The organism is Xanthomarina spongicola, from assembly GCF_003148645.1.
GTDB classification, from domain to species: domain Bacteria; phylum Bacteroidota; class Bacteroidia; order Flavobacteriales; family Flavobacteriaceae; genus Xanthomarina; species Xanthomarina spongicola.
In genome coordinates, this window is the sequence record NZ_QGGP01000007.1 from 73,663 (window position 1) to 87,586 (window position 13,924).

At 30.4% G+C, this 13,924-nt stretch carries 13 protein-coding genes; 11 read left to right on the forward strand and 2 right to left on the reverse strand.

Translation table 11 applies throughout. The features are described 5' to 3' along the window. Positions 1-53 precede the first annotated feature (53 nt). A complete protein-coding gene (locus tag LX78_RS12470; RefSeq protein WP_109682995.1) occupies positions 54-1,139 on the forward strand; it encodes a glycosyltransferase family 2 protein in 1,086 nt (361 codons plus the stop codon). Here LX78_RS12470 and LX78_RS12475 read toward each other — a convergent pair. Then, positions 1,136-1,918 (reverse strand): glycosyltransferase, encoded by a 783-nt coding sequence (locus LX78_RS12475; RefSeq protein ID WP_109682996.1) that lies wholly within the window; start codon positions 1,916-1,918, stop codon positions 1,136-1,138. The two genes, LX78_RS12470 and LX78_RS12475, sit on opposite strands and share 4 nt — an antisense overlap. Positions 1,919-2,052: 134 nt before the next feature. Here LX78_RS12475 and LX78_RS12480 point away from each other — a divergent pair, with 134 nt between their 5' ends. The 7 genes from LX78_RS12480 to LX78_RS12510 all read left to right on the forward strand — a co-directional run bounded on the left by LX78_RS12480 (position 2,053) and on the right by LX78_RS12510 (position 7,633). Continuing rightward, positions 2,053-3,000, forward strand: coding sequence for a polysaccharide pyruvyl transferase family protein (locus LX78_RS12480; RefSeq protein ID WP_109682997.1), 948 nt, complete (start codon positions 2,053-2,055; stop codon positions 2,998-3,000). 8 nt (positions 3,001-3,008) lie between these two features. Next, positions 3,009-3,575 carry an L-threonylcarbamoyladenylate synthase gene (locus LX78_RS12485; RefSeq protein ID WP_109682998.1) on the forward strand — a complete coding sequence of 189 codons (567 nt, stop codon included), beginning with the start codon at positions 3,009-3,011 and terminating at the stop codon, positions 3,573-3,575. Positions 3,576-3,600: 25 nt separating this feature from the next. Beyond that, positions 3,601-3,975, forward strand: coding sequence for a GxxExxY protein (locus LX78_RS12490; RefSeq protein WP_109682999.1), 375 nt, complete (start codon positions 3,601-3,603; stop codon positions 3,973-3,975). A 228-nt stretch (positions 3,976-4,203) separates the two neighbouring features. After that, positions 4,204-5,622: a CCA tRNA nucleotidyltransferase gene (locus LX78_RS12495; RefSeq protein ID WP_109683000.1), complete on the forward strand. Its 1,419-nt coding sequence runs from the start codon at positions 4,204-4,206 to the stop codon at positions 5,620-5,622. A 2-nt stretch (positions 5,623-5,624) separates the two neighbouring features. Further along, the gene (locus LX78_RS12500; RefSeq protein ID WP_185117713.1) at positions 5,625-6,083 is read left to right on the forward strand and encodes a GNAT family N-acetyltransferase; all 459 of its coding nucleotides are present in this window, start codon (positions 5,625-5,627) and stop codon (positions 6,081-6,083) included. Further along, on the forward strand, positions 6,080-7,093 hold the full coding sequence (locus tag LX78_RS12505; protein ID WP_109683002.1) for a COX15/CtaA family protein: 1,014 nt from the start codon (positions 6,080-6,082) through the stop codon (positions 7,091-7,093). The genes LX78_RS12500 and LX78_RS12505 overlap by 4 nt, the downstream gene beginning before the upstream one ends. 24 nt (positions 7,094-7,117) lie before the next feature. Next, positions 7,118-7,633 carry an IS1096 element passenger TnpR family protein gene (locus LX78_RS12510; RefSeq protein ID WP_109683003.1) on the forward strand — a complete coding sequence of 172 codons (516 nt, stop codon included), beginning with the start codon at positions 7,118-7,120 and terminating at the stop codon, positions 7,631-7,633. On the opposite strand, the gene LX78_RS12515 is transcribed toward LX78_RS12510, so the two are convergent. Then, positions 7,630-8,691, reverse strand: coding sequence for a hypothetical protein (locus LX78_RS12515; RefSeq protein ID WP_109683004.1), 1,062 nt, complete (start codon positions 8,689-8,691; stop codon positions 7,630-7,632). The genes LX78_RS12510 and LX78_RS12515 overlap by 4 nt on opposite strands. A 121-nt stretch (positions 8,692-8,812) precedes the next feature. On the opposite strand from LX78_RS12515, the gene LX78_RS12520 reads away from it, so the two are divergent. The 3 genes from LX78_RS12520 to LX78_RS12530 are packed head-to-tail and all read left to right on the forward strand — an operon-like array spanning position 8,813 to position 13,895. After that, positions 8,813-9,709 carry an ABC transporter ATP-binding protein gene (locus LX78_RS12520; RefSeq protein ID WP_109683005.1) on the forward strand — a complete coding sequence of 299 codons (897 nt, stop codon included), beginning with the start codon at positions 8,813-8,815 and terminating at the stop codon, positions 9,707-9,709. Between the two features lie 23 nt (positions 9,710-9,732). After that, positions 9,733-10,557, forward strand: a complete 825-nt coding sequence (locus tag LX78_RS12525) for an ABC transporter permease (RefSeq protein WP_109683006.1) — start codon at positions 9,733-9,735, stop codon at positions 10,555-10,557. A 26-nt stretch (positions 10,558-10,583) separates the two neighbouring features. Continuing rightward, positions 10,584-13,895 carry a T9SS type B sorting domain-containing protein gene (locus LX78_RS12530; RefSeq protein ID WP_109683007.1) on the forward strand — a complete coding sequence of 1,104 codons (3,312 nt, stop codon included), beginning with the start codon at positions 10,584-10,586 and terminating at the stop codon, positions 13,893-13,895. Positions 13,896-13,924 lie beyond the last annotated feature (29 nt).

A 13,924-nucleotide genomic window follows, 5' to 3' on the forward strand; every position in this document is an offset into this window, starting at 1 on the left:
TGTTTAATGAGAATAAATTATTTTTGATTTTTAAGTTAAAATCAACTCTAAAAATGTCTCATCCATTAGTATCAATTATTGTTCCATGCTATAATGTTGAAGCTTTTATTAATAAAAGCTTAGAGAGTATTTATGCTCAAACATATGGTAATTGGGAATGTATTTTAATAGATGATGGAAGCAAAGACAGGACCAAACAAGAAATTGATGCTTGGTTAAAAAAAGATTCTCGATTTAAATATTTCTATCAAGACAACCAAGGTCTTTCTGGTGCTAGAAATACTGGATTACAAAAAGCTGGAGGGGAATTTGTTTATTTTTTTGATTCAGATGATTTATTAGACGCAATTACATTAGATAATTTACTATCGTTAGTTGAAGATGACATTGATATTGTTATTGGTAAAAATGCTATTACTCAAGGACAAACAAATAAGATTGCTGATTTTTTAGAGCATTATTCACAGCCACTAAAAAAGCTTAACAATCAGAACAAAAAATTAATAAAACTGGTTGTAGAAAACCCGATTATATGCGTGGCGTGGAACAAACTTTATAGAAAAGAGTTTTTAGACACACATAAATTAATCTTTAAAAAAGGGATTCTACATGAAGACGAACTATGGTTTTTCGAAACTCTCTTTCATGCAAGAGCTATTATTTTTAACGACAAAACTACCTATTATTATAATGTAGCTAATGTAAATTCTATTACAAACAATTTTGGGATTCGAAATTTAGAATCTTATCTAGAGATTATTGAATTTATTAATGAGTCGTATTATAAAAATGATTCTACAGAGTTAACATCTATTTACATAACGCATTTAAAAATAAAAGCGATTCAACATTGTTTTAAGAAATTAAACAAGCAGGATAAACAAAAGGCTACTCCAAAAATAAAAACTTGTTTTGATAATATTCAACCCAACAGACACAGTCAAATATTAGACTTTTCGTTTGAAGATTTGCATTATCATTTTAAAATAGCTGAGGTACTTGAGCCTAATAACATCTTAAAGTTTTTACGTTATTTTAACTCTTCAAAATTTTTCAGAAAAATAAAAAGCAAAGTACTTTTCCAAAAAGCCCTCAAAATCAATTCTAGTAAGAATCGTTCTGTTAATAAAGTATATTAAAGATATTTTCTTTTAAGCTGCTCGATTAAAGAATCTTTTGGGAAAGTGGCATTCTTATTAAAATCTTTTTCCCTTCTTGTCATTTCATTCCATAAATGAATGGCATACGTATCAGCAAAAAATTCCATGCCATTTTTAAAGGTATCGTCGTAAACTGTATGCCAATTAGAAAAATGCACTGGAAAGAAAAAAACAAATGGTTTGGCCTTGTCTCGAACTTTAAAATAGTCTAAAGCTTTTGTAAATCCTTCTGGACCTCCGGTTTCTCCCCATTCCATGTCTTCTCTACCTTTTCCTAACATTCTTCTTTTCCATTTTTTCCGTCTCGTTTTCGTTCTATCATAAGGCAAATACGCATTTGGATTTTCGCAGTTATCTTTCAAAAATTTGCTTATTTCGTGTTTTGGAGGAAATCCTAAAACTGCTGGACAAACTAAATCTATACTTTCAGAACCAAAAATCAAATCAGCATCAAAATCAAATGGTTTTAGACAAATCATATCTGTATCAACCCAAAAACCTCCCTCTTTATATAATAATTCCCAACGAAACCAATCAGCAAATCCTGCATAACTACCTCCACAATAGGTAAAAATATCTTTTTCGGGAATAATATTATTTCCGTCTTTTACAATCGTTCCTTCTGGTATTCCTTTTACTTCTCCATAAGTATATAAATGGAACTCGTGATTGTTTTTTATAAATGATGAAATAGATAGCTGTTCGATTAACGAAAGCTCTCCACCAACCCATAACGATTGTATAATAGGTAATGCCATACTTGTTTTTTTTATATACTTTTGCAAGTATACAACATAATAAGATTCTTTAAATTTTAACGATATAAATCAACACTAAATTATATTGATTTTATGTTATATAAGCCTAAAAATAATTAAAATACATTCAAAAAATGAAATATGGCCTACTTAAATATCGAGATAAAGAATCTAACATTGGAGATTACATTCAAAGTCTAGCTGCCAAACGCTTCTTACCTCAAGTTGATAGGTTAGTAAGTAGAGAAAAACTCGATAAAGTTTCTGAAGATTTATATATTATTTTAAACGGTTGGTTTATGCACCATCCTGAAAACTGGCCTCCAAGTGGACACGTGACTCCTAAATTTATTTCGTTTCATATTAATAATCATGCAAAAAGATTAATGACAAATGAAAAATCTATTGCTTATTATAAAAAACATGAACCCATTGGATGTCGAGATAAATTCACAGAAAAACTCTTAAAAGACAAAGGTGTAGAAGCCTATTTCTCTGGTTGTTTAACACTAACTTTAGAGAAAGAAAAATATTTAAAAGACGAAAAAGCTGAAGTTATTTTTTGCGATATTCTTTCACATAAAAATGATGTTATTAACGAAGGCCAAAAAATTCCATGGAAAAAAATTCGTAATCCTCATAAAATCTTCATTAAAAAAGTAAAGAAAAAACTATTTAAAAAGAAGACTAGAAAATTAATTAAAAAATTAGTTCCAAATCAGCTTAGGAAAAATGCTATTTATATATCAAATCAAAACTTTCAAGCAACAACACATGAAGAAAAATTTGAAATAGCTAAAAGCCTTCTAGCAAAATATGCAGCAGCCAAATTAGTTGTAACCTCCAGAATTCACGTAGCTTTACCTTGTCTAGCTTTTGGTACTCCTGTAGTTTTTATTCATCCTGAGAGAGACACAAGTCGTTTATCTGGATTAATAGAATTGTTTCATACGTTTACCATTAAGCAAATTGAAGAAACTCCAGAAGATGAACTTCAAAAACAATTTTTAAAAGCTTCAATAAAAAACAAAGAAGTTCATCTTAAATTAAGAGATGATATTATTAAAAGTTTTTCAAAATAAATATTATTGTGGTCGATAATACAATTTTAAATAATGCTTTAAACGTTTTAAAACAAGGAGGACTTATCCTCTATCCTACAGACACAGTTTGGGGAATTGGTTGTGATGCTACTAATGAAGAAGCTATTGAAAACGTGTTCAAACTCAAACAACGAAAAGATTGCAAAGCTTTAATTTGTTTAGTGGCAGACGATAGAATGCTAAAAAAATATATTAAAAAAATACCTGAAGCTGCTTTCGATTTAATGGATATTGAAGACAATCCAATTACTATTATCTACGACGAACCTCAAAATTTAGCGAAAAACTTAATTGCTGAAGACAACACCATTGCCATTAGAATTCCAGATCATGAGTTTTGCTTTCAACTCCTTAGAAAATTTAATGGAGCTATTGTTTCTACCTCAGCAAATATTAGTGGACAAGCCACGCCAAAATCGTTTAAAGAAATACATGAAGACATTTTAAAAGGTGTGGACTATGTTGTAAATTTGCCGGATGAAAAAATAGGTGCTAAACCATCATCAATTATTAAATTGGGTAACGATGGGAAAGTACAAGTAATCAGGAAATAGTTTAGCCACGAATACACGAATAATAATGTCTAACATTTTATATAAAGAAGAAAGTTATTCCATAATTGGAGCTTTATTTGATGTTTACAATAATTTAGGAAGTGGTTTTTCTGAAATTGTTTATAAAGATGCTTTGGAATACGAATTCAAAACATTGGATATTCCATTTCAAAGAGAAAAAGAATTTAAAATCAATTATAAAAACATTGTACTTCCACATACATTTTATGCAGATTTCGTAGTATTTGACACAATTATATTAGAAATAAAATCTGTTGAAAATTTAAATGATAAACATTTAGCACAATGCTTGAATTATTTAAAAGTATCCAATTGTAAACTAGCTATTTTAGTAAATTTTCACAAAGATTTACTAGATCATAAAAGAATTGTTTTATAAAATAAAAAGAAACACATTAGAGTAAGAGTAAGAGTAAGAGTAAGAGTAAGAGTAAGAGTAAGAGTAAGAGTAAGAGTAAGAGTAAGAGTAAGAAAGAAAAACATTCGTGTATTCGTGGCTATAAAACATAAGAGTAAGAAAAGAATTTATCCAAACATATAATGAGTACCAAAACCCATAATAGACGTTTTGGAATTTCGTTTTTATTTTTTGGAATTTGAATCAAATATGAATTACAAACAAGCATTAAATCACCCAATATTTAAGATTATTTCGCAATCTGCAAAAGAACTACAGCTTGATGCTTATGTTATTGGTGGTTTTGTTCGTGATTTTATCTTACAACGTGGCTCTGCAAAGGACATCGATATTGTTGCTATAGGTTCTGGAATTGAATTAGCCAAACAAGTTGCTAAAAATTTACCTAACAAACCAAAAGTTCAAGTTTTTAAAACTTATGGAACAGCCATGTTGCGTTTTGAAGATATTGAAATTGAATTTGTAGGTGCCAGAAAAGAAAGCTATAACGAAGACAGTAGAAATCCAGTTGTTGAGAATGGCACACTTGAAGACGACCAAAATCGTCGCGATTTCACTATTAATGCTTTGGCATTAGATTTAAGCGAATCACATTTTGGAGACCTTTTAGATCCATTTAATGGCATTCAAGATTTAAAAGATTCAGTTATTAGAACACCATTAAATCCAGATATTACATATAGCGACGATCCGTTACGTATGATGCGAGCCATACGTTTTGCTACCCAATTAAATTTTAAAATAGAGTCAAAATCTTTAAAAGCTATTTCAGATAACAAGCAGCGTATCGAAATAATTACTAAAGAACGAATTGTTGTAGAATTACATAAAATCATGGAAAGCACAAAGCCTTCTATTGGTTTTATACTTCTAGAAGACACTGGATTATTAGATTACATCTTACCTGAGTTAACAGCTTTAAAAGGCATAGACGAAATTGAAGGTCAAAGACATAAAGACAACTTTTATCACACATTAGAAGTAGTCGATAATATTAGCGAAAACACAGACAATCTTTGGTTACGTTGGGCTGCCTTATTACACGATATTGGAAAAGCACCTACTAAAAAATTTCATAAAAAAATTGGCTGGACGTTTCATGGACATGAGTTTCAAGGTTCAAAAATGGTATATCATATATTCAAGCGTTTAAAAATGCCTTTAAATGATAAGATGAAATTTGTTCAAAAAATGGTGCTCATGAGTTCGCGTCCTATTGTCTTGGCAGAAGATATGACAACAGATTCTGCTGTAAGACGATTAGTTTTTGATGCAGGAGATTATGTAGAAGATTTAATGACACTTTGCGAAGCAGACATTACCACAAAGAATCCTAATAAATTTAAAAAATACCATAACAACTTTAAACTTGTTCGGAAGAAAATTGTTGAAGTTGAAGAGCGTGATCATGTTAGAAATTTTCAACCTCCTGTTTCAGGTGAAATTATTATGGAAACTTTTAACTTAAAACCTTCAAAAGAAATTGGCATGATTAAAGAAACCATAAAAGAAGCTATACTTGAAGGTGAAATTCCAAATGAGTATGAAGCAGCTTACCAATTAATGCTAAGGGAAGGAGAACGATTAGGTTTAAAAGTTAGTAAGTAATCATGTTAGAAATTATTAGAACAAATTCAGAAAACGAAGATTTTGTTTCTCTAGTAAAACAACTAGATGATTACTTAAAAATAACAGATGGTGAAGAGCATGCTTTTTACAATCAGTTTAATAACATCGATGTTTTAAAAAACACCATAGTTTTATATCTAAATAACAAACCTGTTGGCTGTGGTGCTTTTAAACAATTTGATTCTAATACTGTAGAAATTAAACGCATGTTTACACTTCCTGAAACTAGAGAACAAGGTATTGCAACCAAAATTTTAAACGCATTAGAAGATTGGGCTAAAGAATTAAAATATTCGGCTTGTATTTTAGAAACAGGAATTCGACAAGTTGAAGCAGTTCAGTTTTACAAAAAAAACAAGTATACTATTATCCCAAGTTATGGCCAATATAAAAATGTTGATAATAGTATTTGTTTTCAAAAAATATTTAATCAAAAATGAGAAAAGACAATAATAAAGTAATCTATTGGTTACTTACTGGTTGCATATTAATATTCATCATGGTAATAATTGGTGGTATTACTAGATTAACAGATTCTGGATTATCTATTTCTAATTATAAATTAATTACTGGAACCATTCCTCCTATTGGAGAAGCAGAATGGCAAGAAGCATTCGAGCTTTACCAACAATATCCTGAGTTTCAAAAACTACATTCACATTTTACTATTGAAGATTTTAAAGGTATTTATTTTTGGGAATGGCTTCATAGAGTTATTGGTAGATTAATTGGTATCGTATTTATAATCCCATTCTTATATTTTATAGCTACTAAACAGCTCACAAAAAAAACCATTAAAAAGTGTATTGTTCTTTTAGTACTTGGAGGCTTCCAAGGCTTTTTAGGTTGGTATATGGTTAAAAGTGGTTTGGTAGATATGCCAGATGTTAGTCATTTTAGATTAGCTGCGCATTTAACAACTGCCTTTTTAACTTTTGCTGCGACACTTTGGGTGGCTTTAGATTTAATATTTCCAGAGAAAAAAATAATCGATAAAAAATTTAGGAATCTAATTATTATAAGTTATCTAGTTTTAATTTTTCAGATAGTTTATGGTGCTTTTGTCGCTGGATTAAAAGCTGGATTACTTCATAATCATTGGCCTTTTATGAATGAAGGTAAATTTATGCACGAAACAGTTTATATTCTTCAACCATTTTATAAAAACTTAATAGAAAACCCAAGTGGCATCCAGTTTATTCACAGAACAGCTGCATATATAGTTGTAATCTTTATTTTAATTATTTGGTTTCAGGCTAAAAAAATGTCACTTACCAAGCTACAAAACAAAGCTGTTGATAGCTTATTTTTTCTGGTTGGTATTCAATTTTTATTAGGTGTTTTAACTATTATTTATCAGGTTCCATTATGGTTAGGTGTTGCTCATCAAGTAGGTGCTTTTTTCTTGCTTTCAGCTATGACTTTTACCTTGCATCGTTTTAGTAAATAATCGAAAATAACTTATCTTTGCAAAATGATTTACAGATTTAGAATTATACTTGACCACGACTCTGAAGGTGATATTTTTAGAGATATTGAAATTCGTGAAACAGACACTTTAGAAGATTTTCACAATACCATTACACAATCTTTTGGTTTTGAAGGTAGCGAAATGGCATCTTTTTATTTAAGTGATGACGAATGGAATCAAGGTGAAGAAATTTCTCTATTTGATATGAGCGAAGTTGCAAATCAAGTTCGTTTAATGCGTGATACAACAATTAATGATGTAACACATGAGGCTAAAACTAGGTTGATTTATATATACGATTTTCTAAGCATGTGGACTTTTTTAGTTGAACTTGCTGAAATTGTTGAAGAAGCCGAAGGCACAGATTATCCAAACTTAATGTTTGTTCATGGTCAAATTCCAGATGAAGCTCCAGAAAAATCTTTTGAAGCTGAAAGTTTTGATGATTTTAACGAATTTGAAGACGATTTAGATATTGATGATTACGATAATTTAGATTTTGATGAAAACTGGAATTAATAAAAATTCCTCATGTTTACATCTTCGTAATTACGTTTAACAAAATCCAGAGCATACTTTAAAATGTCTCCCATAGTTTTACTTTTCTTAAAATTGATATCTGAAGTAAACTCATAAATATTATTTCTTAATTGCTTAATATTTTCAGGTTTTGAAATAATATCTGCTCTCATACAATCTATTAAATGTTCTATTCTATCATGATAGCTAATTAAACGTTTAGCCATAATAGAACGCTCCTCAAGTTTATATTGGTCTATGGATTCAGCTTGAAATTTTTCAGAAACCAACTCAACCATTTTAAAGTTTTCTTTAAAAAATTGAGGTTTATAAATATTAAACTTCCCTTCATAACACTGTTGATCGAAATCTATAGCACGAATTTTATAAACCACTTGATCAAAATCATGCGTTGGTACAATAACATAATTATAAGATCTCATATCACCTAATAACCTTATGGTACAACGCTCATTAAATTTCACAAACTCTTTAGCAATTTGAGATTTTTCAAGAGGGTTACAATCTGGCAACATGTTTTTTATAAACTCATCTCCAGGAATTCCAGCAATATGCTCTTCAATTAATGTATCCTTATGTACCAGAAAATTCAAATTATATGGCGAAAGCATGTGCTCTAATTCTAATCCATAAACTCTGGAAGCATCAGCCTTTTTTACATAAAAATAAGTAAAGTTATCGTTTAAAATATTTCTAACTTTTACACGAAAAGGTTTAGAATTTCCAAACGTGCAATAATCGACAGCATCGATGGTTAAAAATGGAATGGTTTTTTCGTTTCCATCACTATGTAAAATAGTGTAAACGCGTTTCAGACTTAAGTCTATTTCTTCACGTTCAAATTCATTATAATACACACGAATCCAAAGTGTATCTATATCGTTTTTATCATACACGACAATTGATCCTTGGAAACGCAACAAATCATCGTAAAAAATAGGCAACCTAATATTTCTGTTATATTCTGTGAGATATTGGTGTAATTTTTTACTAACTGGATAAGATGGCTTTTTTTTTGATATCTTTAAATCTTCCATAGTAAATGAATTCATCAAATTTAAGCTTTTATTTTTATGGATGTAACATTTTTAAAAGACTCTCGTCTTATTAATACTAACTTAAACCGAATCTAATTTCGGTTTCAATCAAAAGAACAATTTGGAACCAATTTTATCAATCAATAATCTTACTAAAAAATTTGGCTATTTAACAGCTGTTAAAGACTTATCTTTTACTATTAACAAAGGAAATGTTTATGGTATTCTAGGTCCAAATGGCAGTGGAAAATCGACTACATTAGGCATTGTTTTAAATGTTGTAAATAAAACTACTGGCGATTTTAAATGGTTTAATGGAACCGTTTCTACACATAATGCACTAAAAAAAGTTGGAGCTATAATAGAAAGACCAAACTTTTATCCATACATGACAGCTGCACAGAATTTAAAGCTTGTTTGTAAAATTAAAGGTGTGAATTATTCTAAAATTGACGAAAAGCTAGAAATAGTCAATTTATTAGACAGAAAAGACCATAAATTTAGTACGTATTCTCTAGGTATGAAACAACGTTTAGCAATTGCCTCAGCATTATTAAACGATCCAGAGATTTTAATTTTAGACGAACCTACAAATGGTTTAGATCCTCAAGGAATCCATCAAATTAGACAAATAATTAAAGACATTGCTGGAGAAGGCACTACTATTTTATTAGCTTCACATTTATTAGACGAAGTTGAAAAAGTGTGCTCTCACGTGGTTGTATTAAGAAAAGGTGAAAAACTTTATTCTGGTCGTGTAGACGAAATGATTTCTAGTCATGGCTTTTTTGAATTGAAATGCGAAAATCAAGAGCAGCTCTTAACATATTTAGAATCGAATCCAGATTTTGGAACTGTAAAAGTTGAAAATCAAATAATTACTGCTTTTTTAAATGAACCCATGGATGCTGTAACCTTTAACAAACTTATGTTTGAAAAAGGCATTGTATTATCTCATTTAGTAAAACGTAAGGAAAGTCTAGAAGAACAATTTTTACAACTTACAGACAAACTTTAATTCATCCAATCAAAACCAATTTCATGTTAAGACTTTTAAATCTAGAATTACAAAAACTGCTTTTAAACAGAACCAGTAAAATATTGATATTTGTATCCTTTGTTTTACCATTTACAGTATTAATTCTATCATCTATAAAAATAAATTTCTTCGGATTTTTCACTTTAGAATTAGGTGAATTAGGTATTTTTAATTTCCCAATTATTTGGCATATTACCACTTTCTTTGCATCTCAATTTAAATTCTTCTTTGCTATTGTAGTTGTAAGTATGATTGGTAACGAATACAGCAACAAAACTTTAAAACAAAATTTAATAGATGGCTTAAGCAAGAAAGAGTTTATACTCTCTAAGTTTTATACCATAGTATTCTTTTCTCTTGTTGCAACATTGCTAATTGCAGTAGCATCTTTTTTTATAGGTTTATATTATTCAAGTTATACTGAAGCATCTATTATTATTAGAGAAACTGATTTTCTTGTTGCTTATTTTGTTAAGCTTGTAGGCTTTTTTAGTTTATGTCTTTTCTTTGGTATGCTGGTTAAACGTTCAGCTTTTGCATTGGCTTTTTTGTTCATTTTATATATTTTAGAATGGATTGCTTTTGGAATTATATCTTGGCAGGCCAACATGGATGTGGCTGAGAAAATTCAGAATTTTTTCCCTTTAAAATCCATGTATAAACTTATAGACCAACCTTTTCAAAGAGTCATGATGACTAAGTTTCCTGACAAAGCAGATTTAATGTACGACTATGCTGTGCATTGGCATGAAATAGCTATCGTGCTATGTTGGACTGCCTTATTTATCTTTTTATCCTATAGATTATTAAAAAAGCGAGATTTATAATACCTTTGGTAGCTATTGCTCGTTAAATGAAAAAACTACTTTTTTACATACTATTATTAAGTACCTTTTTTGCTTATTCTCAAGAAGAGGCTTCTAATTGGTACTTTGGTGAAAATGCAGGAATTCAATTTGCAGCAGATGGTTCTGTAAGTGTTTTAAACGATGGACAATTAGATACACTTGAAGGTTGTTCATCTATTTCAGATAACAATGGAGATCTTGTATTCTACACAGATGGCACAACTGTTTACAACAGGTTGCACAATGTAATGAGTAACGGTTTTGGGCTATTGGGCGATTCTTCAAGTTCGCAATCAGCTATTGTTGTCCCAAAACCTAACGATCCTGATTTTTATTATATTTTTACCGTTGGTTCAAATGCTTCTCAAACTGGTTTAAAATATTCTGTTGTAGATATGACACGTGATGGAGGCTTGGGTCAAGTAATTCAAAAAAATGTTAACCTCCTTGATCAATGTGCTGAAAAAGTTTCAGCTGTGTTAAAAGATTGTGCGTCACAAAGTATTTGGGTAATTGCTTTATCAAATCCAACCGGAACAAGTACAAATACATTAGACACTTTTCATGCTTTTGAAGTTACAACAGCTGGTGTTAACTCAACTGCTGTTACCTCAACTTTTAGTGGCTTAGGAATTAGTGATCTAAGAGGCTATTTAAAATTATCTCCAAGTGGAGAGAAATTAGCTTGTGCTAATGTACAAACAGATGGCTTATTTTTATTCGATTTCGATAAAGATACTGGAATTGCAAGTAACAACATAAGACTAAACATTAATAGTCCTTACGACCAACCTTATGGGATCGAGTTTTCGCCAAACAGTAATCTATTATACGTTTCATCTTCAAATGATAATTTTGGACCAGGAGATACAAATCCTGCCTCTCATTTTTCTTCATTAACACAATTTGATTTAACAGCTGCAGATATTGTTGGATCCCAACAATTAATCGATCAACAAAATTTATACAGAAGTGCCTTACAATTAGGCCCAAATGGTAAAATTTATCGTTCTATGGCTGCTACTTATTTGAGAGGGATTCCCTTTTTAAGTGTTATAAACAATCCAAACGAAATTGGTCCTGCTTGTAACTATCAGAACAATGCAATTGATTTAGGGAACAATAATTCTACTCAAGGTTTACCTCCATTTATATCATCGTTTTTTGTTGAAAAAATAGATATTATTCAAAATCCATCTAATCCTATTGCTGTTAATTATTTACCTTTATGTTTTGGCGAAACCTATACATTAACGGCTGAAGATGTACCAGGAGCTATTTATACTTGGTATTTTAACGGAGCACTTTTACCAAATACTGATTATTTCTTAGATATAACTACAAATGGTCTTTATGAAGTTATTATTGACTTAAACAATGGTGGCTGCGATTTTTTAGAAGGCGAAGCGCTTGTAGAATACTTTCCTTTTCCTATAGCTAATATGGCTTCAAAAATTGAAGTTTGCGATGATAACAATGATAATTTATGGCAGTTTGATTTCACAATCCAAGATACAGATATTTTAGGCGCTCAAAATCCTACAAACTATAGTGTACATTATTTCGAATCTCAAACAGATGCCGATTTAAATCAAGGAGAAATTACTGGTTTATATACCAATACATCTAATCTTCAAGAAATATTTGTTAGAGTCGATTTAACAGGAAGTCCTGGTTGTTACGACACCTCATCCTTTTTTATTGAAATATTCAATACTCCTATTGCAAATACAGTAAGCACACAAGAAGTATGTGACAATGATACTGATGGAGATTATGCTAATGGACAAGTAGACATCTATTTACATAATTACGATACTACGATTCTAGATAGTCAAGATGCAACTGCTTATACAATAACGTATCATCCTACTCAATCAGATGCTGAAAATAATACAGCTGAACTTTCAGAACCACATTACAACCTAACTCCTTTTACAGAAACCGTTTTTGTTAGGATTGAAAATAATTTGAATACTACTTGTTTTGACACAACAACTTTCGAAATAATTATAGATCCTGCACCAGCATCATTTAACGCATCTCTTCTTCAATGTGATGAAGATGGTATAAACGATGGCATTACAATTTTTAATCTAAATGAGGCCAACACAGATTTAACTGGAGGTATTGCTAATTTATCTACTGCATTTTATAACAATTTTATGGATGCTGAAAATAGCAACAATCCATTAAATGCAAATAACTTTATTAATACAAGCAATCCTCAAATAGTATTTGCACAAGTTATTGATGATACTACTGGGTGCTTTAGTATTGTAGAACTTTCTCTTGAAGTTAGTATTACGCAACTTTTAGATTATCAAACTCCTCCTGTTTGCGATGAGCTGGATTCTGAAGATGGCATTAATACGTTTAATTTAAACGACTTTGCTTTAGATATGCAAACCATAAATGGTATTGTGTTTCCTATTACTTTTTATGAAACGTATCAAGATGCTCTTTTAGAACAAAACGAATTAGTTTCTCCATATAATAACACAATACCTTACAATCAAACTATTTATGCAAGAGCTGAAAACAACAATGCTTGTTATGGTATTAGCGAAGTTTATATTACTGTAAATGTGTTGCCAGAACTGGAAGAAGATGAAACGGTTTTATATTGCTTAAACACGTTTCCTCAAACCATTCCTCTTTTTTCTGGAATCCTTAACGATTCTCCTACCAACTATACATATTTATGGTCTACTGGCGAAACTACCGAAACCATTCAAATTAATCAATTAGGCACTTACACTGTTACTGCTACAAATATGTTTGGTTGCTCTAAGTCTAGAGATATTACTGTTGAACCATCAAGCACAGCTACTTTTAACGATATTATTGTGGTTGATGCTACCGAAAATAACACTATTACAGTTTTAGTTTCTGGTGAAGGCGAATACGAATATGCACTTTACGACCAAGATGGTTTATATACTACTTTTCAATCAAGTAATGTTTTTTATAATGTTTATGGTGGCATTTATACAGTTGCTGTAAGAGATATTAAAAACGATTGTGGTATTGTAACACAAGATGTTTCTGTTATTGGTTTTCCTAAATTTTTTACTCCAAATGGCGATGGTTTCAATGATACATGGAATGTAAAAGGTGTTTCAAATGTATTTCAGCCAAATACTATGATTCGTATTTTCGATAGATACGGAAAACTAGTAAAACAATTAAGCCCTCTTGGCGAAGGTTGGGATGGCACATTCAATGGAGAACTACTTCCTACTAGCGATTATTGGTTTTCTGCAACACTTCAGGATGGCAGAGAATTCCAAAGCCACTTTACTTTAAAACGATAAACATAAAAGTTGTACTTTTATTTCAATAA